At 71.6% G+C, this 24,996-nt stretch carries 20 protein-coding genes; 7 read left to right on the top strand and 13 right to left on the bottom strand.

Going from position 1 to position 24,996, the window contains the following annotated elements; genetic code table 11:
* The first annotated feature begins 39 nt into the window (after positions 1-39).
* On the top strand, positions 40-1,491 hold the full coding sequence (locus ACGFYV_RS19795) for a cytosine permease (RefSeq protein WP_393879683.1): 1,452 nt from the start codon (positions 40-42) through the stop codon (positions 1,489-1,491).
* Positions 1,492-1,667: 176 nt separating this feature from the next.
* Complete coding sequence (locus tag ACGFYV_RS19790; RefSeq protein ID WP_393879682.1) at positions 1,668-2,633, top strand: LLM class flavin-dependent oxidoreductase; 966 nt, start codon at positions 1,668-1,670, stop codon at positions 2,631-2,633.
* A 170-nt stretch (positions 2,634-2,803) separates the two neighbouring features.
* Here the strand turns inward: ACGFYV_RS19790 and ACGFYV_RS19785 are convergent, their stop codons facing one another.
* The 4 genes from ACGFYV_RS19785 to ACGFYV_RS19770 all read right to left on the bottom strand — a co-directional run bounded on the left by ACGFYV_RS19785 (position 2,804) and on the right by ACGFYV_RS19770 (position 9,592).
* Positions 2,804-4,222: a sugar porter family MFS transporter gene (locus tag ACGFYV_RS19785; RefSeq protein WP_393879681.1), complete on the bottom strand. Its 1,419-nt coding sequence runs from the start codon at positions 4,220-4,222 to the stop codon at positions 2,804-2,806.
* A gap of 448 nt (positions 4,223-4,670) precedes the next feature.
* Complete coding sequence (locus tag ACGFYV_RS19780; protein ID WP_393879680.1) at positions 4,671-8,468, bottom strand: AAA family ATPase; 3,798 nt, start codon at positions 8,466-8,468, stop codon at positions 4,671-4,673.
* A 257-nt stretch (positions 8,469-8,725) separates the two neighbouring features.
* Positions 8,726-8,929, bottom strand: coding sequence for a hypothetical protein (locus tag ACGFYV_RS19775; RefSeq protein ID WP_359061453.1), 204 nt, complete (start codon positions 8,927-8,929; stop codon positions 8,726-8,728).
* Positions 8,930-9,310: 381 nt separating this feature from the next.
* Positions 9,311-9,592: an acylphosphatase gene (locus ACGFYV_RS19770; protein ID WP_393879679.1), complete on the bottom strand. Its 282-nt coding sequence runs from the start codon at positions 9,590-9,592 to the stop codon at positions 9,311-9,313.
* 205 nt (positions 9,593-9,797) lie between these two features.
* Between ACGFYV_RS19770 and ACGFYV_RS19765 the strand changes: the two genes are divergently transcribed.
* Positions 9,798-11,339 (top strand): CAP domain-containing protein, encoded by a 1,542-nt coding sequence (locus ACGFYV_RS19765; protein WP_393879678.1) that lies wholly within the window; start codon positions 9,798-9,800, stop codon positions 11,337-11,339.
* 37 nt (positions 11,340-11,376) lie between these two features.
* Here ACGFYV_RS19765 and ACGFYV_RS19760 read toward each other — a convergent pair whose 3' ends face one another.
* Positions 11,377-11,658 carry a hypothetical protein gene (locus ACGFYV_RS19760; RefSeq protein WP_393879677.1) on the bottom strand — a complete coding sequence of 94 codons (282 nt, stop codon included), beginning with the start codon at positions 11,656-11,658 and terminating at the stop codon, positions 11,377-11,379.
* Positions 11,659-11,747: 89 nt separating this feature from the next.
* Here ACGFYV_RS19760 and ACGFYV_RS19755 point away from each other — a divergent pair, with 89 nt between their 5' ends.
* A complete protein-coding gene (locus tag ACGFYV_RS19755) occupies positions 11,748-12,143 on the top strand; it encodes a winged helix-turn-helix transcriptional regulator (RefSeq protein ID WP_393879676.1) in 396 nt (131 codons plus the stop codon).
* On the opposite strand, the gene mutM is transcribed toward ACGFYV_RS19755, so the two are convergent.
* The 8 genes from mutM to recG all read right to left on the bottom strand — a co-directional run bounded on the left by mutM (position 12,116) and on the right by recG (position 19,524).
* Positions 12,116-13,000, bottom strand: a complete 885-nt coding sequence (gene mutM / locus ACGFYV_RS19750) for a bifunctional DNA-formamidopyrimidine glycosylase/DNA-(apurinic or apyrimidinic site) lyase (RefSeq protein ID WP_393879675.1) — start codon at positions 12,998-13,000, stop codon at positions 12,116-12,118. The genes ACGFYV_RS19755 and mutM overlap by 28 nt on opposite strands.
* A 154-nt stretch (positions 13,001-13,154) precedes the next feature.
* On the bottom strand, positions 13,155-13,943 hold the full coding sequence (gene rnc / locus ACGFYV_RS19745) for a ribonuclease III (RefSeq protein ID WP_393879674.1): 789 nt from the start codon (positions 13,941-13,943) through the stop codon (positions 13,155-13,157).
* A gap of 8 nt (positions 13,944-13,951) precedes the next feature.
* A complete protein-coding gene (gene rpmF, locus ACGFYV_RS19740) occupies positions 13,952-14,125 on the bottom strand; it encodes a 50S ribosomal protein L32 (RefSeq protein ID WP_003951102.1) in 174 nt (57 codons plus the stop codon).
* 2 nt (positions 14,126-14,127) lie between these two features.
* A complete protein-coding gene (locus tag ACGFYV_RS19735) occupies positions 14,128-14,781 on the bottom strand; it encodes a YceD family protein (protein WP_393879673.1) in 654 nt (217 codons plus the stop codon).
* Positions 14,782-14,913: 132 nt separating this feature from the next.
* Entirely contained in the window at positions 14,914-16,071 is a 1,158-nt protein-coding gene (locus tag ACGFYV_RS19730; RefSeq protein WP_393879672.1) for a cell division initiation protein, read from the bottom strand.
* A gap of 57 nt (positions 16,072-16,128) precedes the next feature.
* Entirely contained in the window at positions 16,129-16,608 is a 480-nt protein-coding gene (gene coaD, locus ACGFYV_RS19725) for a pantetheine-phosphate adenylyltransferase (protein ID WP_393879695.1), read from the bottom strand.
* Between the two features lie 26 nt (positions 16,609-16,634).
* A complete protein-coding gene (gene rsmD / locus ACGFYV_RS19720) occupies positions 16,635-17,222 on the bottom strand; it encodes a 16S rRNA (guanine(966)-N(2))-methyltransferase RsmD (protein WP_393879671.1) in 588 nt (195 codons plus the stop codon).
* A 79-nt stretch (positions 17,223-17,301) separates the two neighbouring features.
* Positions 17,302-19,524: an ATP-dependent DNA helicase RecG gene (recG, locus tag ACGFYV_RS19715; RefSeq protein ID WP_393879670.1), complete on the bottom strand. Its 2,223-nt coding sequence runs from the start codon at positions 19,522-19,524 to the stop codon at positions 17,302-17,304.
* A gap of 49 nt (positions 19,525-19,573) precedes the next feature.
* Here recG and ACGFYV_RS19710 point away from each other — a divergent pair, with 49 nt between their 5' ends.
* The 3 genes from ACGFYV_RS19710 (at position 19,574) to ACGFYV_RS19700 (ending at position 24,978) form a co-directional block, all read left to right on the top strand.
* Positions 19,574-19,813, top strand: coding sequence for a helix-turn-helix domain-containing protein (locus tag ACGFYV_RS19710; protein WP_393879669.1), 240 nt, complete (start codon positions 19,574-19,576; stop codon positions 19,811-19,813).
* A 315-nt stretch (positions 19,814-20,128) separates the two neighbouring features.
* The gene (locus ACGFYV_RS19705) at positions 20,129-21,964 is read left to right on the top strand and encodes an HSP90 family protein (protein ID WP_393879668.1); all 1,836 of its coding nucleotides are present in this window, start codon (positions 20,129-20,131) and stop codon (positions 21,962-21,964) included.
* Positions 21,961-24,978, top strand: coding sequence for a tetratricopeptide repeat protein (locus ACGFYV_RS19700; RefSeq protein WP_393879667.1), 3,018 nt, complete (start codon positions 21,961-21,963; stop codon positions 24,976-24,978). The genes ACGFYV_RS19705 and ACGFYV_RS19700 overlap by 4 nt, the downstream gene beginning before the upstream one ends.
* The last annotated feature ends 18 nt before the right edge of the window (positions 24,979-24,996 follow it).

Below are 24,996 nucleotides of genomic sequence, written 5' to 3'. Positions count from 1 at the left end.
TTGCCATATCCCCCCACATTCCTTAGGGCACCCTCCTTCATGAGCAAGACAGCCGAGACCGAAGGCGCTCTCGAGACCCGTGGCATCGAGCAGGTGCCCGACCACGAGCGCACCGCGCGGCCCCGCGAACTGTTCCCCACCTGGGTGGGTGCCAACATCAGCGTGCTGCTGCTCACGCTGGGCGCGAGCCTGGTCGTGGCGTATCACCTGAACATCTGGCAGGCGCTCGTCGTCGCCGGCGTGGCGCCGATCGTGTCGTACGGCCTGGTCGGCCTGGTCGGCATCGCGGGCAAGCGGGGCGGGGCGCCCGGCATGGCGCTGTCGCGCGCGGTGTTCGGGCAGCGCGGCAATCTGCTGCCGGGCGCGCTGATCTGGGTCGCCCGCTGGGGCTGGGAGACGATCAACGCCGTCACCGGCGCCTACGCGATGCTCAGCATCCTGGACATCCTGTTCGGCATCGACGCCAACGGCGTGCTGGACATGGTCACGCTGCTGCTCTTCGTCGTCTCGACCTTCGCGATCTCCGGGCTCGGCATCCACGCCGTGCAGAAGTGCAACAAGTACGCGACCTATTTCTTCGGTGTCTTCTCGGTGCTGGTCCTCGTGTACCTGGCCGTGAACACCGACTGGTCGAAGGTGGCGGGTCACAGCGCCGGGTCCACGGCGGCGGTGATCACCGGCATCGGCATGATCGCGGCGGGTGGCGTGAGCTGGATCCCGTCCGCACCCGACTTCACCCGCTACCTGCCGCGCACCGCCTCCTCGAAGGCGATCGTGGGCACGTCGGTGGGCGGCGCCGGCATCGTCGTCCTGCCCATGGTGCTGATGGGCGCGGTGATGGCGGTCGGCACGCCGGACCTGGCCTCGGCCAGTGACCCGGTCTCCTTCCTCGGTGAGATCCTGCCGACCTGGATCGCGGTGCCGTACCTGCTGATCGCGCTGGTCGGCATGCTGCTGATCAACTCGATGTCGATGTACTCGGCCGGTTTCACCGCGCAGACCCTGGGCTTCAAGGTGCCGCGCCACTGGGCGGTCTCTGTCAACGCCGTGATCTCGCTGGTCCTCGGCGGGGTGCTGATGCTGGTGGCGACCAGCTTCCTGGGCTCCTTCATCGCCTTCCTGTCGCTGCTCGCGGTGGCGTTCTCCGCCTGGGTCGGCGTGTTCGGGGCCGACATGCTGCGCCGCACCGAGTACGACGGCCGGGCCATGGCCGACACCACGCGCGCCAGCGCCTACTGGTACCGGGGCGGCTTCTCTCCCGCCGCGGTGGCCTCCTGGGCGATCGGCCTGGCCGCGGGCCTGATGTTCACGGCCTCGGACTGGTTCACCGGCCCGCTCGCGAAGAACAACGTCATCGGCGAGTACGGCCTCGGCTGGGTCGCCACGATCCTCGTCTCGGGCCTGCTGTACGTCGTCCTGCCGAAGCCGGCGGTCGTGACCCCGGCCGGGTCCGCCGAGACCACCGAGGCGCAGACACCGGCCACCGCCTGACCGGCCCCGCGCGGACGCCCGCCACCGCCCGACCAGGCCCGCGCGGAACCCCGCCACCGCCCGATCGGCCCCGCTCCGGGGTCCGGCCCGGCCTTCGCCGTGCCTCGCCCATGGCTATCTGACGCACCGTCAGCTAATGTCCCCCTCCATCGAGCCGTACCGGAGGGGGACCTTCCATGCCCGTCACGGTCGTACGTTTCAACCTGGTCGAGCCCGGCGCCTCCCGCGCGTCCCTCGCCGCCCGTTACCGGGCCGCCGTGGAGATGGCCGCGTACGCCGACGCGCACGGCGTCACCACCGTGCAGACCGAGGAGCACCACGGCGTCGGGAACAACTGGCTGCCCTCGCCGTTCGCCTTCGCGGGCGCGGTGTTCGGGGCGACCCGGGACATCGCGGTGACGGTGTCGGCGGTGATCGGCCCGCTGCACGATCCGCTGCGGCTGGCCGAGGACATCGCCGTACTGGACCTGCTGAGCGGCGGGCGGCTGGTGACGGTGGCCGGGATCGGCTACCGGCCCGAGGAGTACGCCCTGTTCGACGTGGACCGGAAGCGGCGCGGCCGGCTCCAGGACGAACTGCTGGAGACCCTGCTGACGGCGTGGACCGGCGAGGAGTTCACCTTCCGGGGCCGTACGGTACGGGTCACCCCGCGCCCGTACACCGATCCGCACCCCCTGCTGCTGGTCAGCGGTTCCTCGAAGGCCGCCGCCCGCCGGGCCGCCCGGCTCGGGCTGCCGTTCTTTCCCAGCGCGCACCTGCCGGAGCTGGAGGCGTACTACACGGAGCAGCTCACGGCGCACGGCACCGAGGGCTGGGTGATGATGCCCGCGGCCGAGACCCCCCTGCTGCACATCGCCGAGGACCCGGACCGGACGTGGGCGCGGTACGGCGAGCACTTCCTGCACGAGGCGCGGATGTACGCCTCCTGGCAGTCGGAGCAGATCCGCTCGGCGGTGAGGTCGGCGGCCACGACGGTGGACGAGCTGCGCGCGGAGGGCGTGTACCGGATTCTCACGCCCGGGGAGTGCGTGGCGCAGGGGCTGGACAACCTGGTGCTGCATCCGCTGGCGGGCGGGATGCCGGTGGAGGAGGGGTGGCGGAGCCTGCGGCTGTTCGCGGAGCGGGTGCTTCCGGCGTTGTAGGGGCCGACGGGACGGTTGCGGGAGTCGACGGGACGGGCGTGCGCGGGGTCCGTGCGGGCGCGAGCACGCAGCCGCCCCCGGTCCGGGGGGAGCTCGGACCGGGGGCGGTGAAAGGTGCGAGGAGAAGGGCAGCGGGGACTTGGCCCTTCTCCTCGGGCTCGGGGGGCGGGTCAGCCCATCTCCTCCAGCGACTTGCCCTTCGTCTCCTTGACGAACTTGAGGACGAACGGGATGGAGAGCGCGGCGAAGACCGTGTAGATCACGTAGGTGCCGGACAGGTTCCAGTCGGCCAGCGACGGGAAGCTCGCGGTGATCGCCCAGTTGGCGAGCCACTGCGCGGCGGCGGCCACGCCCAGGGCGGCGGCGCGGATCCTGTTCGGGAACATCTCGCCGAGCATGACCCAGACGACCACGCCCCAGGAGAGGGCGAAGAAGAGGACGAACACGTGGGCCGCGATCAGGGCGGTCAGGCCCTGGGCGTGCGGCAGCTTGCCGTCGACCAGCGGGTGGCTGAACGCCCACGCCTCCAGGGCGAGGCCGACGGCCATGCCGACCGAGCCGATGAGGGCGAGCGGCTTGCGGCCGATGCGGTCCACGAAGATCATCGCGATCACGGTGCCGACGATGTTGATGATCGACGTCGTGAACGAGTAGAAGAACGACTGCGTCGGGTCGACGCCGACCGACTGCCACAGCGTCGAGGAGTAGTAGAACGCGACGTTGATGCCGACGAACTGCTGGAAGACCGACAGGCCGATACCGACCCAGACGATCGGCTTGAAGAAGAAGCCGCCGCCGAGCAGATCCTTGAAGGTGGACCTGTGCTCGCTCTTCATGGCGTTCTCGATCTCGGTGACGCGGGCGCCCAGGTCGGTGCCGGTGCCCTCGACCTCGGCGAGGATCTCCTTGGCCCGCTCACGCTTGCCGACGGAGAGCAGGAAGCGCGGGGACTCGGGGATCGCCAGGGAGAGCAGACCGTAGAGGACGGCCGGGACGACCATCACGCCGAGCATGACCTGCCAGGCCTCAATGCCCAGCAGCTTGCCGCGCTGGTTGCCGCCGGCGGCGTTGAGCAGGCCCCAGTTGACCAGCTGGGAGATGGCGATGCCGACGACGATCGCGGCCTGCTGGAAGGAGCCGAGGCGGCCGCGGTAGGCGGGCGGGGCGACCTCGGCGATGTAGGCCGGGCCGATGACGGAGGCCATGCCGATGGCGAAGCCGCCGATGATGCGCCAGAAGGCGAGGTCCCACAGCGCGAAGGGGAGCGCGGAGCCGACGGCGCTGATGGTGAAGAGCACGGCGGCGATCTGCATGCAGCGGATACGGCCGATCCGGTCGGCTATGCGGCCGGCGGTCGCGGCGCCCACGGCACAGCCGATCAGGGCGATGGCGATGACCTGGGCCAGCGCGGCGGAGCCGACGTCGTAGCGGTCGCGGATGGCCTCGACGGCTCCGTTGATGACGGAACTGTCGTAGCCGAAGAGGAAACCGCCCATGGCGGCAGCCGCCGCGATGAAGATGACATGTCCGAGATGTTCGGGGTGAGCCGTCCCGGCTCCTGATTGCGGCGCCTGCGCTGTGCTGGTCACGTGAAACTCCTCGGGCCGCGGCAACGCTGCCGGGTGGGGGGCGAGCCCTTAGGTCTCCAGTGGCGCACAAGGGGACGCCACTCACACCTGAAGGTAAAAGCAACGTTGCAGAGACTATGCCTTCAAGTTTCGAAGTCAATAGTTTGGTCGCTGTGAACTTTCAGACGTGAACAGACTGGCCATGTTCAAGAAGTGAACATGGCGTTGTTTGATCTTGCCGGGTCGGCTAGGGGGTGTCGTTTGGATCAGGCCGGCCGGGACCGACGGTGCGGACCGGCCGACCCGAGCGGGGTCTGGTGCGTGCGGATGCAAGGCGGAGGAGGGAGTCGATGCGATGGGGGTCCCCCCGCGCGAGCGGAGCCGAGCGTGGGGGAGTCGGCGATCAACGACAACGTCGCAGATGTGCGTGCCAGGGCCCGCGACGCCGGGATGATCCACACGACACCCCCTAACGCAGCCGCTGCGAGATGACCTTGGACACGCCGTCACCCTGCATGGAGACACCGTAGAGGGCGTCGGCCACCTCCATGGTGCGCTTCTGGTGCGTGATCACGATGAGCTGGGAGGACTCCTGCAGCTCCTGCATGATCCGGATCAGCCGCTGGAGGTTGGTGTCGTCGAGCGCGGCCTCGACCTCGTCCATGACGTAGAAGGGGCTCGGCCGCGCCTTGAAGATCGACACCAGCAGGGCGACGGCGGTCAGCGAGCGCTCGCCGCCGGAGAGCAGGGAGAGCCGCTTGACCTTCTTGCCCGGCGGCCGGGCCTCGACGTCCACGCCCGTGGTCAGCATGTTGTCCGGATCGGTCAGGATCAGCCGCCCGTCGCCACCGGGGAACAGCCGGCTGAAGACGCCCTCGAACTCGCGGGCCGTGTCCCGGTACGCCTCCGTGAAGACCTGCTCGACCCGCTCGTCGACCTCCTTCACCACCTGAAGAAGGTCGGCACGGGTCTTCTTCAGGTCCTCCAGCTGCTCGCTGAGGAACTTGTGGCGCTCCTCCAGCGCCGCGAACTCCTCCAGCGCGAGCGGATTGACCTTGCCCAGCTGCTGGTACGCCCGCTCGGCGGACTTGAGCCGCTTCTCCTGTTCGGCCCGGTGGAAGGACTTGGGCAGGTTCCGCGGATGCTCGGGGTCCTCGGGCAGGATCTCGCCCTCGGCGGGCGGCGAGGGCGGTACGAGCTGGTGCGGGCCGTACTCGTCGACGAGCCCCGCCGGCTCGATGCCCAGCTCCTCCAGCGCCCTGGTCTCCAGCTGCTCTATCCGCAGCCGCTTCTCGGCGCCGAGCACCTCGCCGCGGTGCACCGAGTCGGTCAGCTTGTCGAGTTCGGCCTTGAGGTCGCGTCCGGCGGTGCGCGCGGCGGTCAGCTCCCGCTCGCGCAGTGCCTTCGCCGACTCGGCGGCGGCCCGTTCCCGTTCGGCACGGCCGACGGACACCTCGATGTGCGCGAGCAGCTGCCGGGCGCCGGAGGCGACGGCCTCGGCGACGGCGGCCTCGTGGCGCAGCCGGGCGCGCCGCTGCTCGGCACGCGCGCGTGCGTCGCGCTCCGCGCGGGCGGCGCGGTCCAGCGAGTCGGCGCGGCCGGCGAGACCCTTGACGCGTTCCTCGTGCGTACGGACCTGGAGCCGGGCCTCCATCTCGGTCTGGCGGGCGTTGGCACCGTCGGCGGCCAGCCGGTCGCGCACCGAGGTGTCCGGCTCCTCCTCGACCGGCATCTCCTCGGCGACCGCGAGCCGCTCGGCCAGTTCCTCGGCCTCCATGACGGCCTTGTCCAGCGCGTCCTGCGCGCGTGCCGCTGCCGCGGCGGACCGCTCGGCCTCCCCGGCGGCGCCGCGTGCCTGCCCGGCGAGCCTGCCGAGCTGCTGTGCCACGGCCGACTTCTCCCGGTCGGCCGCCCGGCGCCGCTCCCCCAGCTCCTCGACCAGCGCGGCGGCCTCGCCGCGCCGCTCGGCCGCGGCGTGCTGGGCCTCGGTGAGTTCCTCGCAGCGCACGACCAGGTCGTCCAGCTCCGCCGCGGCCTCGTCCACGGAGGCCTGCACCTCCAGCAGGCTGGGCGCGCCGGCCGACCCGCCGTGCGCGAAGTGCGCCCCGAGCAGGTCGCCTTCGGCGGTGACCGCAGTGAGGTCCGGGTGCGCGTGGACCAGGTCCTCGGCGTCCTCCAGCGTGCCTACGACGACGATTCCGCGGAGGAGGTGGTGGACGGCGGGCATGAGGTGCGCGGGGCCGCGGACCAGGTCGGCGGCGGGGAGGAGGGTGGTTTGGGGGCGGTGGTCGGGTGCGGGTGCGTTGTGGCTCGCGCCGCTTAGGGGAGTGTCCGTGGCCGTTGGACGGGCGGGCGCCGGGGTTGTGGTGGAGCGTTCGTCGGCTGCCGGTTCATCGGGGCTCGGCGCGCAGTTCCCCGCGCCCCTTAGGGAGGTCTCCGTGGCCGTTGGACGGGCGGGCGCCGGGGTTGTGGTGGAGCGTTCGTCGGCTGCCGGTCCGTCGGGGCTCGGCGCGCAGTTCTCCGTGCCCCTTTGGGGTGCTGGTTCTGGGGGGTTGGAGAGGAGGAGGGAGGCGCGGCCGGCGTCTTGTTTGCGGAGGAGGCGGAGGGCTTCGGCGGCTTGGGCGGGGGTGGTGACGGCGATGGCGTCGGCGGCGGCGCCGAAGGCGGCGGCGAGGGGGGTCTCGTGGCCCGGGGTGACGGTGAGGAGTTCGGCGGCCGGGCCCAGGATTCCGGTGAGACGGTCCCGGGCCCCGAGCAGTATTCCGGTACCGTCCTTGCGGCGCAGGCCCAGTGCCAGCGCCTCGTGGCGGGCCTGGGTCGCGGCGCGGCGGCGTTCGGCCGCGGTCACCGCCTCGCGGGCGGCGCTCAGCGCGGCCTCGGCCCCGGTGAGCTGCCGTCGGGCGGCGTCGTGCCGTTCGGCGAGGTCGGCGTCGTCCGCGTCGAGACCGTCGACCTCGGCCTTCAGGGTCTCGTACTCCTCCTGGGCGGATGCGGCGCGCTCCTCGGCCTCGTCGCGGGCGACGGCCAGCCGGTCGATCTCGGCCTGGGCGGAAGCGGCGCGCGAGCGGGCCGCGTTGACCTGCCCGGACAGACGGGCCAGCCCCTCGCGCCGGTCGGCGATGGCGCGGGCGACGTCCTTGAGGCGGCGCTCCTCGACGGCGAGTTCCCGCTCCAGCTCGGCGCGGTGGGCGACGGTGTCGTCCAGGGCGTGCTGGGCCGCGTCCAGGGCGGCCTCCAGCTCGGCCTCCTGCTCCCGGATACGGGCGGCCTCGCGCTCCATGTCCTCGGGGTCGCGGCCCCTGCGCTCGTCGGGGGGTGCGGACGTGGCGCTCTTCACGCGCGCGTCGGCCAGCGAAATGGTGCCGCGTACGCGTTCGGCCAGCTGGGACAGCTCGTACCAGGTCTGCTGGGCGCGCTGGAGGCGCGGCGTGAGCTGTCGTACCTCGTCCTCCAGCAGGGCCTCCCGCTGGAGCGCCTTCTTCAGCTCCTGCTCGGCCGCTTCCTTGCGCTCCTTCAGCGCCGCCTCGTCCGCGATCTCGTTGCTGAGGGCCGCCCTCAGTCGTACGAGGTCGTCGGCGAGCAGCCGCAGGCGCGCGTCGCGCAGGTCGGCCTGGATGACGGCGGCCCGGCGCGCGACCGCGGCCTGGCGGCCCAGCGGCTTGAGCTGGCGGCGCAGTTCGTCGGTGAGGTCCTGCACGCGCGCGAGGTTGGCCTGCATCGCGTCGAGCTTCCGCAGCGCCTTCTCCTTGCGCCTGCGGTGCTTGAGCACACCCGCGGCCTCTTCGATGAAGGCGCGGCGGCCCATGGGGTCGGCGTGCAGGACGGAGTCGAGCTGGCCCTGGCCGACGATGACGTGCATCTCGCGGCCGATGCCGGAGTCGGAGAGGAGTTCCTGGATGTCGAGGAGACGGCAGGTGTCGCCGTTGATCTGGTACTCGCTGCCGCCGTTGCGGAACATGATCCGCGTGATGGTGACCTCGGCGTACTCGATGGGCAGCGCGCCGTCGGAGTTGTCGATGGTCAGGGACACCTCGGCGCGGCCCAGCGGGGGGCGCCCGGTGGTGCCGGCGAAGATGACGTCCTCCATCTTGCCGCCGCGCAGCGACTTCGCGCCCTGCTCGCCCATGACCCAGCTGAGCGCGTCCACGACATTGGACTTGCCCGAGCCGTTCGGGCCGACCACACACGTGATCCCCGGTTCGAACCGGAGCGTGGTCGCCGACGCGAACGACTTGAACCCGCGCAGGGTCAGGGCCTTGAGGTGCACGCCGCTGGACTCTACCCGCCGCCGCTATCTCACTCCACGAACACTCGCAACCCTGCGGTTTCGCCCATGAACACGCAGGGCACACCAGACGTTAAAGAGGGTGAAAGGATGCGCGGGGGAAAGAAAGGCGGGGGGAAGAAAGAAGGGACGCCGAAGCGTCCCTTGCGATTCTGACAACGTGGTGGCGTTGTCTGATCAACTGAGCGGTTGACGGGCAGCCCAACCGCTGCGACTGCTGTCGTGGAGCGATGCAGCGATCAGGTGAGCGCAGGCTCCGCCTGGTGTGCGTCGATGCTCTCCATGATCCTGTCCTGAGAGGCGGCAGCCGTCAGCTCGTCGTTCTCTGCCTGGATCCGTACGAGCTCGGATTCCAGGTCCTGGACGCGCTGCTGCAGCCGTCGCATCTCGGCGAGGAGTCGAGGGTCGGAGCCGCCGACGTAACCGAGAAGCGCCTTTGCCATGATGGATGGTCCTCCACACTGAGTGACCGACCGAATCGGTGTGGGTCGTGAGGGATTCGCACCCGGGGTGCTTGACACACTCGAGTGTTTCTCTGCCGTTCTACATGCCAAACAGCTAAGGTGCGCGGGGCTTTCAGCGTCTCACCAAAAAGTTTGACGGTCAACACGATCACACCCCGTATTGGCGGGTGAACCCGGGGCGCGCGGCCGGCGGACGGCGGTGCTGCGACTCCTGCGGGGCCCATGGGGCGTACGGACCAGCTGTACCAGCGGAGCCTGCCACGCCGAGTCGTTCTTGGCAACCACCAGGCCATTTCTGCTCCGGGCACATGCGTCCGGCATGTCGCCGCGCGTCCACCTGCGGGACTTTACGGAATGGGCTCAGCGGATGGCGAAGCCGTCGTACCCGCCGCGCGGTGTGTCCCAGATCTCCGTGACGCCGTCCACGCGTCCGGGCGTGTCGTCGCCCTGGAGCCAGCCGAGCAGTCCCTCGCACCCCTGGCGCGAGCCCTCCGCGACCACCTGGACCCGCCCGTCGCCCAAATTGAGAGCAAAGCCACTCAAGCCGCCGATCTCCAGCGCCTTGGCACGCGTGAACCAGCGAAAACCCACGCCTTGGACGCGTCCACGGACCCAGGCGACCAATCGAACATCCTCACTCATGGGTGCAACCTAACGGGCCGATGTATCTCGGGACACTTCGCCCTTCCGTCCCATGCTGTAGCGTCCGATCCCGATGCATTTCATATGAAACTCACTCGATTGAGTGAGTTGGGTTGGCCAGAGGGACTTATCCGCCGTGCAGGCGCCGGTCGACCGCGGGCATCCGAGGATCCGAGCACCCGAGCACGAGGAAGAGGGCAAGGACATGGGTCGCCACCGACGCTCCGCCGCCGGCCGCGCCGCCGAGGCCCGGGCCACCGAGGTCCGGGACACCGAGGTCACGCACACGCACCGTCCCGGTACGGACGGCGACGACCCGAACTCGTCCGCGAACGGCCACGAGACCACGAGCCTCGCTCCGTACCTCGCCCCCGAGGCGTACGCGGAGACCAACGCCCGCAGCACGGCCTATCTGTTCGCGACCGACGACCCGACGGTCCCGTCCGGCGACGCCCCGCACGAGCGCCGGCAATCGAAGAAGATCCCGAAGCCCGTGCGCACCGGGCTGCTCGGCGTCACCGCCGCGGTCGCCCTCGGCGCGGCGGCGGTGGGGGCCGGCGTGGTGCCCGGAATGCAGAACTACCGACTCGGCGGCGGCACGAGCAACGGCGTGCGGACACAGGCCGCCGAAACCTCCGCCAACAAGGCCACCCAACAGGGCGGCACCTCCGGAACGGTCGCCCTTCCGAGCGCGGGAGGCTCCGCGAAGAGCGACTCCGTGAAGGACATCCCGGCGAAGGGCAGCTCCACCGAGGCCGGCCCGGCGCCGAGCGGCTCTGCAAAGACCGACCCGACGAAGGGCGGCTCGACGAAGGGCGGCCCGACGAAGAACAGCCGGGCGAAGGACGTTCCGGCGAAGAACGGCTCCACGAAGAACGGCAGCACCCAGCGCTCGGCACCGCCCAGCCCGTCCGCCTCCGCCGCGCCTTCGAAGTCCACCGTGCCCTCACAGTCCGGCGCGCCTTCGAAGTCGGCGGCACCCTCGAAGTCCCCCTCCGCCTCACTTTCGAAGTCCGCATCGCACGCGAAGTCCGCTTCCACCGCCACCGCCACCGCGCCCGCGCCGACGCGGACGCCGCGGACCAGGTCGGTGCCGAAGCCCACGCCCGCCGGGCCCAAGGCCAGGGCCGCCGTGCCGAAGGCCACCCCTGCCGCGCCGAAGGCCACACTCTCCGTACCGAAGAGCACCCCTTCCCGGACCGCACCCAAGAGCACCCCCTCTCACACAGTGCCGAAGAGCACCCCCTCCCACACCGCACCCAAGAGCGCCCCCTCCCGGCCCGCGCCGAAGAGCACCCCCTCCCCCGCCCCCTCCCGCACCGTGCCGAAGGCGCCCGTGGTGACTCCCCCGGCGGTGACGGTATCGGCGCGGGTCGTCGCCGAGGCGGAGGTGCTCAAGCTGGTCAACGAGGAGCGGGCGAAGGTCGGATGCAGCGCGCTGGCGGCCAACTCGTCGCTGACCGGGCTGGCGGAGACCTTCAGTGCCGACATGGCCGCGCGGAGCTTCTTCTCCGACACGGACCCGGACGGCGCGACGCCGTGGGACCGGGCCGCGAAGGCCGGCATGACCGACCTCGGCGCCGAGAACATAGCCCGTGGTCAGGCGGACGCGGCGGCCGTCATGGACGCCTGGATGAAGAGCCCCGGCCACCGTGCCAACATCCTGAACTGCGACTTCAAGACCCTCGGCGTGGGCGTGCACTTCGGTCCGGGCGGCCCTTGGTGGACGCAGGACTTCGGCTACTGAGCCGGCGCGAGGATCCCGCGCCCCGTGTCCCCCGGGTTCACGGGCGGGTTCGCCGCCGGTAGGCGATGAACTCCAGAGCGAAGCCGCCGAGGGCGAGGACGGTTCCCAGCCACAGGAGCGGCAGGCTGTGCCGTTGCACTCCGCCGAACAGCATCACACCCAGGCCGAGGATGGGGAGAAGGATCCCTCCCACGGCGTACCAGCGTCCTTTGCGTGCCTGGTAGGTCGCCGAAGCCGCGCCGAGCAGCAGGATCAAGGACATGAGCGTCACCAACACGGCGCCACCCTCGCAGCGAATGATCTCCTTGGCAACAGGCATCGTCAGACCCTGTCAGGCCCCGGCAGGCCGCGCTAACTCCTGGACAGCGCAAACCAAGCAACAACGCTGTGTTCGCGTACCCTCGCCGTATGAGCGGTATCACCCAGGAACAGGGCGACCTCGCCTACGACGTGTTCGCCAAGGCCTGCCCCTCGCGCATCACGCTGGAGCACGTCACCGGGCGCTGGGGCGGGCTGACGCTCGGTGCGTTGTACGAGGGGTCGCTGCGCTTCAACGAGCTGCGTCGCCGTGTCGACGGCGTGAGCGAGAAGATGCTGTCCCAGACGCTGCACGCGCTGGAGCGTGACGGCCTGGTCCACCGCGAGGCCCAGCCGACCAACCCGCCCCGCGTGGACTACGAGCTGACGCCTCTGGGCCGGGAGATCGCCGGGCGTCTGCTCGCGCTCATCCGGTGCGTGGAGGGCGCGATGGACGACGTCCTCGCGGCCCGCGCGCGTTACGACGAGACGCGCGGCGCCCTCTGACACTTCGGGCAGAAGTAGCTGGACCGGTTCATCCAGGGCCGGCGCCGCATCGGCGTCCCGCACCGCTTGCAGGGCAGGCCCTCGCGGCCGTACGCGTCCAGGGACCGGTCGAAGTAGCCCGACTCGCCGTTGATGTTGACGTACAGGCTGTCGAAGCTGGTGCCGCCCACGGCGAGGGCCGCGGTCATGACGTCACGGACGTGGCCGAGAAGTGCCGTCGTGACCGGGCGGGTGAGGGTGGCGGTGGGACGTTCGTAGTGGAGGCGGGTGCGCCAGAGGGCCTCGTCCGCGTAGATGTTGCCGACCCCGCTGATCAGCGACTGGTCCAGCAGGGCCCGTTTGACGGTGGTCCGCTTGCGGCGCAGGGCCTGGTGGAAGGCGTCGTCGTCGAACAGCGGGTCGAGGGGGTCGCGGGCGATGTGCGCGATGACGTCGGGCAGCCCGTCGGGGGTGTTGTCGTGCAGCGAGAGACCGCCGAAGGTGCGCTGGTCCACGAAACGCAACTCGGTGCCCTCGGCCGCCGGATCCGGTGCCGGCGGTATGTCGGCGAACCGGACGCGGACCCGCAGATGCTTCTCGTCCGGCGCCGAGTACGGCTGGACCAGCAGCTGACCGCTCATGCCGAGGTGGGCGAGGACGGACTGGTCGGTGTCCTCCAGCGGCAGCCACAGGTACTTGCCGCGTCGGCTCGGGGTGCCGATGCGGTGACCCGTGAGGCGGTGTGCGAAGTCGTCGGGTCCGGCCGTGTGCCGGCGCACGGCGCGCGGGTGCAGCACCTCGACGTCGGCGACGGTGCGGTGGGCGACCCACCGCTCCAGACCGCGCCGTACGACCTCGACCTCGGGCAACTCGGGCATCGGGACCCCTGTCAGGACCGTAGTGACCGGTGGATGGTGACCGGCGGATGGAGAGACCGGCGGATGGAGAGACCGGTCACGGGGACCGGCCGGGGGACGAAGAGAGCGCCCGCCCCGGCGTGACCGGCGGGGCGGGCGCTCTGTGATGCCTTCGTCAGGGGGTGGCGGACGACGGGTCGCCGTCCGGGACGGCTCCTTCCGCCGTCCTGGCGCGCTCGTCCGCGGCGGCCCTGATGGACCGCCAGGCGGACTCGGCGGCCTGCTGCTCCGCCTCCTTCTTGCTGCGGCCGGTGCCGGTGCCGTACGAGACGCCTCCGACGCGGGCGGCAGCAGTGAAGGTCTTCTCGTGGTCGGGGCCGGTCTCCGTGACCAGGTACTCGGGCACGCCGAGTCCCTCGATCGCGGTCAGCTCCTGGAGGCTGGTCTTCCAGTCCAGGCCGGCACCGAGGTTGGAGGACTTCTCGATCAGCGGGTCGAAGAGCCGGTGCACCAGCTCGGACGCCGCGTCGAGGCCCTGGTCGAGATAGACCGCGCCGATCACCGCTTCAAGGGTGTCGGCGAGGATGGACGCCTTGTCCCGGCCGCCCGTGCCTTCTTCACCCCGGCCGAGCCGGATGAAGGCGCCGAGGTCGAGGCCGCGGCCCACTTCCGCCAGCGCACGCGAGTTGACCACCGCGGCCCGCAACTTGGCCAGCTGGCCCTCGGGCAGGTCGGGGTGGGTGCGGTACAGCGTGTCCGTGACGACGAGACCGAGCACGGAGTCCCCGAGGAACTCGAGCCGCTCGTTCGTCGGCAGACCGCCGTTCTCGTACGCGTAGGAACGGTGGGTCAGCGCACGCACCAGAAGGGCGGACTCGACGTGATAGCCGAGCCGCCCTTCCAGAAGCGTGTGGGACGAGGCCTGGTTTTCCGCCTTCTTGGGACTGGACACAGTGCCTCTCACCAGCCCGCTCAGACTTCGAGGACCTGGCGCTTGTTGTAGGTGCCGCAAGACGGGCACGCGATGTGCTGCTGCTTGGGCTCGTGGCAGCGCTCGCACGCAACCAGGGTGGGGACCGCAGCCTTCCACTGCGACCGGCGGTGGCGCGTGTTGCTGCGCGACATCTTCCGCTTCGGAACAGCCACGGCTACTTCTCCTGCTTCTCGTCGGCGGGCGCTGATCGAGGCACGCCGCCGCTCATCTCGTCCTTCTCGCCGGGTTCGAGCGAACCGGCGAGTCCCTGCAATGCCGCCCAACGGATGTCGACGGCGTCGTGGTGGTGGTCCGGGTCGTCCGTGAGCCGTGCTCCGCACTCGGAGCACAGGCCAAGGCAGTCGTCCTGGCACACCGGCTGCATCGGCAGTGCGAGCACCACCGCATCGCGCAGCAGAGGTTCGAGGTCGATCAGACCGTCCTCGATGAAGAACCTGTCCTCGTCGTCCTCGGCGTCGTCGCCCGGCTCCGCGATCACGCGGCCCCGGTCGTCGGCGTCAGGGTACGAGAACAGCTCCTGGAATTCCGCGCCGAGCTCCAGCTCGACCGGCTCCAGACACCTTACGCACTCCCCCTCGGCCTGTGCACGGGCGGTGCCTGTGACGAGCACCCCTTCCATGACCGACTCGAGCCGGAGTTCGATTTCCACCGGGGCGCCTTCCGGCACTCCGACGACGCCCTGGATACCGAGGTCCCGGGGGGCGTCGATCGTGCGGGTCAGGCGCTGCAGCGCGCCAGGACGCCGCCCCAGCTCGTGCGTGTCGAACACGAGGGGGTTGCGGTGGTCCAGGCGAGCGTTGGAGGCCATTCCAGCTTTCGATCTTCGAACTCGAGGGGACGCCACCCGTCGGTGTTCCGGGCAGCGGTGATCGCGGACGTACACGCGACCGAAGAGCCAGGATACTGGACCATTCGCTCAGGTCCCAATCCGGGTGGTCCGCTACAGGCCACGGCCCTGCTCGTACGCCCGCAGCTGCTCCGCACTGATCATGCTCGTGTCGAAGAGGCTGGTCTCGTCGAGGGCGTAGCCCTGCTGGGGCTGGTGCGGGTGCGGCTGCTGGGCCTCGTGGGGCTGCTGGGCCTGCTGGGGCTCGTAGCCGCCCTGTTGGGCGTCGTAGCCCTGGTAGGCGTACGGGTCGGCCTGCTGATGGGACTCGTGCTGCTGATGCGACTGGTGCTGCTGCTGGTAGCCGTACGGGTCCTGCTGGGCGTAGCCGCCCTGCTGCGGGAAGGTGGGGGCACCTCCCGCCGGAGCGTAGCCGGAGGTGGAGGAGTACGGATCCTGCTGCTGGTAGCCGCCGTAGGCCGGCTGCGGCTCGTACGACGGCTCCGGCTGCGGGGCCTGCCGGGGCTGCGCGGCGGGGCGCTCGTCCGGGGCGTCGGTGAGGGCCGCGAGGTCGGCGAGGTAGTCGGCGTCGCTGGTGTGCTGGAAGGTCGTGGTGTCGTCGGCGAGGGCGCCGAGGTCGTCCGTGGCGATCCGGCCGTGCAGCTTCTGCCGGCCGCGCCCGACGGCCTCCAGGGTCTTGGCGAGAACCGCCTCGAAGGCGCCCAGCTTGGCGTCGACGTACGCGTCGGCGTTGTGGCGCAGGGTCTCGGGGTCCAGGCTGCGTTCGGGGGCGTCCTCGTCCTCGTAGCCGTTCTCGTCCAGGCCGGGGCCGGTGCCGAGCAGCTTCTCGCGGCCGCGGCCGACCGAGCCGAGGGTCTTGGTGAGGACGACCTCGAAGTTGGCGAGCTTGGAGTCGACGTAATCGTCGGCCTCGGCGCGGACCTCCTCGGCCTCCTTGGTGGCCTCGGTGACGATGCGGTCGGCCTCGGCCTGGGAGCGGCGGGCGATCTCGGTGCCGGAGACCAGCGAGCCGCGCTCGGCGTGCGCGCTCTCGATGATCCGGTCGGCCTCCATGCGGGCCTGCTCGACCATCTGCTCACGCCCGCCGATCAGCTCCTGGGCCTGTGCGAGGGAGCCGGGCAGGGCCTGGCGCACCTCTTCGAGCAGCGCGAGCAGATCCGCCCGGTTGACCACGCAGGAGGCGGACATGGGCATGGACCGGGCGCCGGACACCGCGGAGACGATCTCGTCGAGCTTCTTCTGGACGTCCACCTGTGCTCGCCACTCTCTACAGCTGTGTTGGAGACGGACGGGACGACTGTAGTCCCATCAGTCCTTGCGCAGACGCTCGTTGAGGGCGTCCAGGACCACCGGCGGCACCAGGTGGGAGACGTCGCCGCCCCAGGCCGCCACCTCCTTGACCAGTGAGGAGGACAGGAAGCTGTACGTGGGGTTGGTGGGCACGAACAGCGTTTCGACTCCGGTGAGGCCGACGTTCATCTGGGCCATCTGCAGTTCGTAGTCGAAGTCGCTGACGGCGCGCAGGCCCTTGACGATCGCGGGGATGTCGCGCTGCTTGCAGAAGTCGACGAGGAGGCCGTGGAAGGCCTCGACGCGGACGTTGGCGAAGTCGGCGGTGACCTGGCGGATCAGTTCGATCCGCTCCTCGATGTCGAACAGGCCCTTCTTGGACTTGTTGATCATCACCGCGACGTAGACCTCGTCGTACAGACGGGAGGCGCGGGCAATGATGTCGAGATGTCCGTTGGTGATCGGGTCGAACGACCCGGGACAGACGGCGCGGCGCACTAGAGATCCCTCGCTCTCCGGTCCAGTCATCGTGCGTCTTCGCACGTAGAGGCGGCGCGACCGTACCAAAACGTTCCCTCGCCGTAGCGACGGGACCGGAGCGCCTCGAACCCGTCCGGCCAGCGGAATTCGCCGCCTCTTGTGCTGCGCTCCACGGTGACGAGGGCTTCCTCGGCGAGCCAGCCCTCGACGCGGAGTGTGAGCAGAATCTCCCGGAGATCGTCGTCTTCGACGGCATATGGGGGGTCGAGGAAGACGAGGTCGTACGGCTCGGCGGGGGGTGCGGTCCTGATGACCTGTTCCGCCTTGCCCGCTCTCACCTCGGCGCCGGGGAGGCCGAGGTTGCGCACGTTGTCCCGGACGGTGCGGGCCGCGCGGGCGTCGGCCTCGACCAGGAGGGTGTGGCTCGCGCCCCGGGACAGGGCCTCCAGGCCCACGGCGCCCGATCCGGCGTAGAGGTCGAGGACCCGTTCGCCGTCGAGGGGGCCGCCCAGGAGGGACTGCCAGGTGGAGAAGAGGGCCTCGCGTGCGCGGTCGGACGTGGGGCGGGTGCCGGTCCCTGGCGGGACGGCCAGGCGACGTCCGCCGGCGGCGCCGGCGATCACGCGGGTCATCTTCAGTCCTTGCTCGTGGGCGTCTTCAGGTTCAGTGTGGCTGGTCGCGCGGTGGCCCGCGCTCCTGAGGAAGTCTGCCTCACCCCTTTTCCAGGTACTGCTCCCTCTCCTCGTCCACGAGGGCGTCCAGGGCTGTGCGCAGGCCGGGCAGGCCGGCCAGTTCGGGGTCGGCCGTCACGACGGACATCGCTTCCTCTCTCGCCTCCGCGATGACCTCCTCGTCCTCGATGACCTCCAGGACGCGCAGGCTGGAGCGGGTGCCGGACTGGGCCTGGCCGAGGACGTCGCCCTCGCGGCGCTGTTCGAGGTCGATGCGGGAGAGTTCGAATCCGTCGAGGGTGGAGGCGACGGCGTCGAGGCGCTGACGGGCGGCGCTGGCCTCGGGCATCTCGGAGACGAGGAGGCAGAGGCCGGGGGCCGAGCCGCGGCCGACACGACCGCGGAGCTGGTGGAGCTGGGAGACCCCGAAGCGGTCGGCGTCCATGATCACCATGGCGGTGGCGTTGGGGACGTTGACGCCGACCTCGATGACCGTGGTGGCGACCAGGACGTCCGTCTCGCCCGCCGCGTAGCGGCGCATGACGGCGTCCTTGTCGTCGGGGTGCATGCGGCCGTGCAGGACTTCGACCTTCAGGCCCTGGAGAGAGCCCTTGGCGAGCTGGTCGGCCACGTCGAGGACGGCGAGGGGCGGACGCTTCTCGGCCTCGTCCTCGGGGGACTTCTTCGCCCTCTTCGCCTCCCCCGCCTCGTCCATGTCGTCGCCGATGCGGGGGCAGACGACGTACGCCTGATGGCCGTTCGCCACCTCCTCGCGCACCCGCTCCCAGGCGCGGGAGAGGAAGTGGGGCTTGTCGGCGGCGGGGACCACGTGGGTGGCGATCGGGGAGCGGCCGGCCGGGAGCTGGTCCAGGACGGAGGTCTCCAGGTCGCCGAAGACGGTCATGGCGACGGTGCGCGGGATGGGGGTCGCTGTCATGACCAGCAGGTGCGGGGGCTGTTTGCCCTTGCCGCGCAGGGCGTCGCGCTGCTCCACGCCGAAGCGGTGCTGTTCGTCCACGACGACGAGACCGAGGTCGTGGAACTGGACCTTGTCCTCGATCAGGGCGTGGGTGCCGATGACGATGCCGGCCTCGCCGGTGACGAGGTCCAGCAGGGCCTGGCGGCGCCCGGCCGCGCCCATGGACCCGGTGAGCAGCACCACCTTGGTGGCGTGCTCGGCCCCGCCCAGCATGCCTCCCTCGGCCAGCTCGCCCATCATCTCGGTGACGGAGCGGTGGTGCTGCTGGGCGAGCACCTCGGTGGGCGCGAGCATGGCGGCCTGGCCGCCCGCGTCGACGACGGCGAGCATGGCGCGGAGGGCCACCATGGTCTTTCCGCTGCCCACCTCTCCCTGGAGCAGGCGGTGCATGGGGTGTTCGGTGGCGAGGTCGTCGAAGATCTCTCTGGAGACCTTCTGCTGGCCGTCGGTGAGGGTGAAGGGGAGGCGGTCGTCGAAGGCGGTCAGGAGGCCGTCGGGCTCGGGGCGGCGCGGTACGGCCGGGAGTTGGCTGTCGGCGTGGCGGCGGCGGGCGAGGGCGACCTGGAGGACGAAGGCCTCGTCCCACTTGAGGCGGGCGCGGGCGTCGGCGACGTCGGCCTTGGTGTGCGGGCGGTGGATCTTGAGCAGGGCCTCGGGGAGGGGGACCAGGCCCCGGCCCTCGCGGAGGGCGGGCGGCAGCGGGTCGAGGGCGTCCTGGGCGCTGGGCAGCACCGTCTGGACGGCCTTGCCGATCTTCCAGGACTCCAGCTTGGCGGTGGCGGGGTAGATCGGGATGAGGGCGCCGGCCCAGGTCTCGACGGTCTCCTCGCTGTCACCCTGGAGCAACTCATAGGCGGGGTGGGCGAGTTGGAGGCGCCGGTTGAAGACGGAGACCTTGCCGGAGAACATCGCGCGTGTGCCCGGCAGCAGATCCTTGTGCGGTTTGTGCACGCCGTTGCCGAAGAAGACCAGCTGGAGCCGGCCGCTGCCGTCCGTGATGGTCACCTCCAGCCGCTGGCCCTTGCCGCGCGGGGCCTTGGCGGAGGCGAAGCTGTGCAGGCGGGCGTCGGCGACCTGGGCGACCACGGTGACGTGCTCGTCCATCGGGAGGTCGGCCAGATGGGTGAGCTGGCCGCGCTCCTCGTAGCGGCGCGGGTAGTGGTGCAGGAGGTCGCCGACGGTGTGCAGGCCGAGGTGCTCGGCCATCACCTTCGCGGTGGCGGGGCCGAGCACTGACTTCAGCGGTTGGTTCAGGGGTTCTTTCAGCGCGGGCACGGGATCCATTGCACACCACACCACTGACATTGATACTCGTACGCGGGTTCCGGCGGTCGTGGCTCTGCCACTGACTGGCGCCCTGCTGGGCTGTGAGGTCTTCCGCTGCCTGACCACCACGGTCAACGTTCCCGAAGTCGCCGACCTCCGCCCCCTCCGGCAGTCCAAGAACATCACCCTCACCGCCGCCGCACGACACCTCGGCGTCTGGCCCACCAGAATCTCCGACATCGAACGCGGAACCCGCCGACTCGACGACCTCGCCCACGCCTACCGCACCTGGCTCCAAACCGCTTGACCAGCAATAGGAGCATCAATGCCGTAGACGCGGCCCGTCGAATGCGTCGGTGCCGCCCCGCCGAATGCGTCGGCGGTGTCCCGCGCGTACGTCGTCGGTGCCCCCGCGCGTACGTCGGCCGCTGCTGCGCGAAGGCGCCGGCCGCGGCCACCCCGTTCGTCCCAACAAGCCGTATACATCTGGGAAACCCCTGGTCAGGTGCGCTGTTCCGGGCCTAGGATGGCGCGCTCCGGCCATCCCCCCCGCGGTCACCGCCCCACCAGGGACCGCCCGACCCCGCGCCGAACGCCTTCTCCCCCCGCCGGCGCTGCGACGATGGACTCCCAGACCTCACAGCCGTCCCAGGCATCCCAGCCACCTCACACGTTCCAGGTCGACCTGCGTGGCCTGGTCGACCTGCTCTCCCATCACCTCTACTCCAGCCCCAAGGTCTATCTGCGCGAGCTGCTGCAGAACGCGGTGGACGCCGTCACCGCGCGGCGCGCCGAGGAGCCCGGCGCACCGGCGCGGGTGCGGCTGTACGCGGACGGCGGTGAGGGTGCGCTGCGGGTGGAGGACAGCGGCGTCGGGCTCACCGAGTCGGACGTGCACAGCCTGCTGGCGACCATCGGCCGCAGTTCCAAGCGGGCGGAGGGGCTGCAGGAGGCCCGGTCCGACTTCCTGGGCCAGTTCGGCATCGGCCTGCTGGCCTGTTTCGTGGTCGCCGAGCGGATCCGGGTGGTCAGCCGCAGCGCCCGGACGCCCGGGGCCCCGCCGGTGGAGTGGACGGCCCGCGACGACGGGTCGTACACCGTGCGGACACTGCCCGACTCCGCGCGGCCCGAGCCCGGGACGATCGTCCACCTGACCGCGCGGCCCGGCGCGGCCGAGTGGCTGTCGCCGGAGCGGGTGCGGACCCTGGCCCGGGAGTTCGGCTCGCTGCTGCCGTACGACGTCCGGGTGGGCGAGGAGCCGGTCGCCGAGCTGCCCGCGCCCTGGGACCGGCCGTATCCGAGCCCGTCGGGCAGAAGGGTCGCGCTGGCCCGGCACTGCCACGACCTGTTCGGTTTCACCCCGCTGGACTCGATCGACCTCGCCGTGCCACTGGCCGGGATCCGCGGGGTGGCGTACGTGCTGCCGGCCGCGGTCAGCCCGGCGCAGCGGGCCTCGCACCGGGTGCACCTGAAGGGCATGCTGCTGACGGAGCGGGCCGAACAGCTGCTGCCCGACTGGGCGTTCTTCGTGCGCTGCGTGCTGGACACCGACAGTCTGCGGCCCACGGCCTCGCGCGAGGCGCTGTACGAGGACGAGACCCTCGCGGCCGTGCGGGAGGCGCTCGGCGAGCGGATCCGGTCGTGGCTGACCGCTCTCGCGGCCGGCGATCCGGAGCGGCTGGCCGCGTTCCTGGCCGTGCACCACCTGGGCGTGAAGTCGCTGGCCCGGCACGACCGGGAGATGCTGCGCACGATGCTTCCGTGGCTGCCGTTCGAGACGACCGACGGGCAGCTTTCCCTGGAGGAGTTCGCGCAGCGGCACCCGGTGGTGCACTTCACGCGCACGGTCGAGGAGTACCGGCAGGTCGCGCCGATCGCCTCCGCACAGGGCATCGGGGTCGTCAACGGCGGTTACACGTACGACAGCGAGCTGATCGAGGCGCTGCCTGCGGTGCGGCCGGGGTCGGTGGTCGCCGAGCTGGACGCGGACATCGTGACCGCCCACCTGGACACGGTCGACGCGGCGCAGGAGCTGGCCCTGTCCGGGTTCCTGGCGTCCGCGCGCGCGAAGCTCGACCCGCTGGGCTGCGACGTCGTCCTGCGCGCGTTCCATCCGCTGTCCGTGCCCGCGCTGCACCTGGACGACCGGGCCGCGCGGCACGAGCAGGCGCGGGCGGCGGCCGAGGAGGAGGCCGACGACCTGTGGGCGGGCATCCTGGGCTCGCTGCGCGGCGGCGCCCCGCGCGCGCGGCTGGTGCTGAACCATCTCAACCCGCTGATCCGCAGGATCAGTTCACTGGGGGACCCGGAACTGATCGGCACCGCGACCGAGTCGCTGTACGGGCAGGCGCTGCTGATGGCGCAGCGTCCGCTGCGGCCGGCCGACACCGCGCTGCTGAACCGGGCGTTCATCGGGCTGCTGGAGTGGGCGACCCACGGGGAGGGTGACGGTCGATGAGCGAGATCACGGACTTCGAGGCGCTGCGCCGGGCCATGGCGGAGAACTCCGAGGAACCGGAGGGGCCCGCCCGCAACGCGCGCGCGGAGGAACTGCTCGTGGCGGCGGAGCGGCTGGACATCCCGCTCGCCGTGATCGAGGCGCTCGGGCACCAGGTGAAGGCCTACAACTACAGCTCCGAGAAGGACCGCGTGTTCGTGCCCTTCGCGCGGCTGCTGCGCATGTGGGACGAACGGCCGGAGGACTTCGACGAGTACGAGGCGCACTCGCTGCACTGGGTCTTCAAGTGGGTGTCGGCGGGCATGCTGGACCAGCCGCACATCCCGCTCGCCTCGATCGAGAAGTGGCTCGGCGAGATGGAGCACCGTTACCGGCTCGCCGGGTACTCCGAACGGGCCGTGCGCAGCGCCGAGTTGAGTGTGGCCGAGCATGTCGGTGACCGGGCGCGGGCCGAGCGGGCGTACGGCGCGTGGCTGGCGGCGGACCGGGACCAGATGGCCGACTGCCACGCCTGCGAGTTGCACGGGCAGGGCGCCTGGCAGGTCCGGTGCGACGACGACGCGAAGGCGCTGGAGCTGTGGCGGCCGGTGCTGGAGGGCGAGTACGCCTGCGCGCACGAGCCGCACACCGTGCTCGCCTCGTCGCTGGCCCCCCTGCTGCGCCTGGGCCGCGTGGACGAGGCCCGCGCCCACCATCTGCGGGGATTGCGGCTGGTGCGGCCCATGGAGAGCATGCGGGGCGCGTACGCGGACCATGTGGAGTTCTGTGCGCTGACCGGCAACGAGGCGCGCGCTCTGGAGCTGCTCGCCGAGCGGCCCGCGTACTTCACGGACACCGGGCATCCGCGCAGCCGGCTGGACTTCATGGCCGTGGTGGCACTCCTGATGGACCGGCTGACCGCGCTGGGGCTGGGCGGGCGACAGGTGCCGGGGCCCTCCGGGCGGGCGTGGACGGCACGGGAACTCGCCGCCCACGCGCGCGTGGAGGCGCTGGAACTGGCCGGGCGGTTCGACGCGCGCAACGGCACCTCGTACGTCGGTGACCGCGTCCGCGCGCGGATGGCACAGCACCCGCTGGTGGAGCGGCTGCCGCTGGGAGTGCGGACGGTACGGCCGGCCGGGGCGCCGGTCGTCGCACCGCCGCCCGCGCCCGGGGTGCGCGAGGTGCCCGAGGAGCGCGGGGAGCGCGGGGAACCCGAGACACGCGGGGAACCCGAGACGCCCGAGGCGCACGACCTGGCCGGCCTGCTCACCGAGGCCCGCCGGCTCTCGGACACGCTGCGGCCCGAGGCCCTTCAGGCGTGGGCCGCGGTCGCGCGCGCCGCCCAGGACACCGCCCTCGACGCCCGCGACCGCGCGGAGATCGCCGAGCACGAGGCGATGGCCCGCGGCCCCGAGGGCACCGCCCTGTACGAGCGGGCCGCCGAGCTGTACGCCGAGTCCGGCGACCCCGGAGAGGCACGGGCGGCACGCGCGCGTGGCGCGTACGTACGGGCGCTGACGGGCGAGGTGGACGCCGCGCTGGCGCTGATCGACGGCCTGTACGACGAGACGCTCGCGCTGTACGCCGAGGAGGCCACCGGCGTACGGCAGACGGCGTCGGTGGTGATGAGCCGGGCGCGCGTCCTCGTGCACCGGGCGCGGGGCGAGGCGCCGGGGGCAGGGGACCCGGACAGGCTCGGGGAGGCGGAGCGGGCCGTGCGGGAGGTGCTGGCGCTCGTCGACGGGCGGGCCGGGGACGACGTGCGCCTGGCGGCGCGGGCAGCCGAGGGGCGGGCCATGCTCGCCGAACTGGCCGAAGGGGCGGGTGACGCCGAGCGGGCCGCTCGGCTGTTCCGGCGGGCCGCCGCACAGTACGTCGGCGCCGGGCTGCCGTGGTTCGCGGTGGACCACGAGGTGCGGGCGGCGGCGCTGGCGTACGGGCTCGGCGACACGGCCGGGGCCGAGGCGGCGCTGCGGTCCGCGCTGGAGCACGGAGGACCGTACGCGGAGCCGGCCGGGCGGGCCCAGCTGCACCTCCAGATCGCCGAGGTGACCGGCGCCCGGGGCGCGGCCGGTGAGGCGGCCGAGCACGCGCTCCAGGCCGCGCACTGGGCCGACGAGGCCGGTGAGAGCGCCACGCTGGGCGCGTGGGCGCGGCACCAGCTGGGCGGCTTCCTGCTGCGCCAGGGGCGGTGCGCGGAGGCCGCCGAGGTGCTGGAGTCGGCGCTGCCCGAGCTGTCCGCCGAGACGCACGGTGACGGGGCGGTCGTCCAGACGCGGTGGTGGCTCGGGGACTGCCTGAGCGAGCTGGGCGAGCACCGGGCCGCCGCCGAACACCGGCTGCGGGCGGCCGAGATCGCCCGGCACTGGCCGGAGCAGCAGGACCACGCCACGCTGGCCCACCTCGCCGCCGAGTCCCTGAGCAACGCGGGGCTCCTGGAGGAGGCGGACCGCGCCTACACGCGCGCGGGCGAGCTGTGGCACTCGATCGGCAACCAGCACTTCCTCGTCCGCTCCCTGCGCGCCCGCGCCTGGCTGGCCCTGCGCGAGGAGGCCGGGGCGCAGCGGGCGCGGGAGCTGATGACGGACGCGGTGCGCCGTTGCGAGGAGGCACGGGACGCCGCCGCCGACCCGGTGGCCCGGGAACAGTTCACCTCCGAACTCGCCCACACCCACCGCCAGTTCGGCGACCTGCTGGCCCGCTCGGCACAGGAGGACGCCGAGGGCGGGGGTGAGGACGAGGACGAGGTCATCCGGGCCGTCTTCGAAGCGGCCCTGGCCCAGATCGAGCGCGCCGCCGCCCTCTTCGCCGCCCTGGGCACGGACGGCCTCCACGCCCGCACCGGCGCCGAACTCGCCGCCGCCTGGCTGGAGACCGACCTCGGCCGCCCGGCCGGAGCGACCGCACGCGCGCGTGCCGTCCTCGCCGCCTACGAAGACGCCGGCGACGAAGACGGCGGCGCCAGCGACGAGATCACCCGCGCCCGCCGCGCAGAGGCCCACCAACTCCTCGCCCTCCCGGAGTCCGGTTAGGAACGGCGCAGCTCAACC

Source organism: Streptomyces sp. NPDC048297 (genome assembly GCF_043201585.1).
Lineage (GTDB): Bacteria > Actinomycetota > Actinomycetes > Streptomycetales > Streptomycetaceae > Streptomyces.
This window is presented reverse-complemented; position numbering and strand designations above follow the sequence as displayed.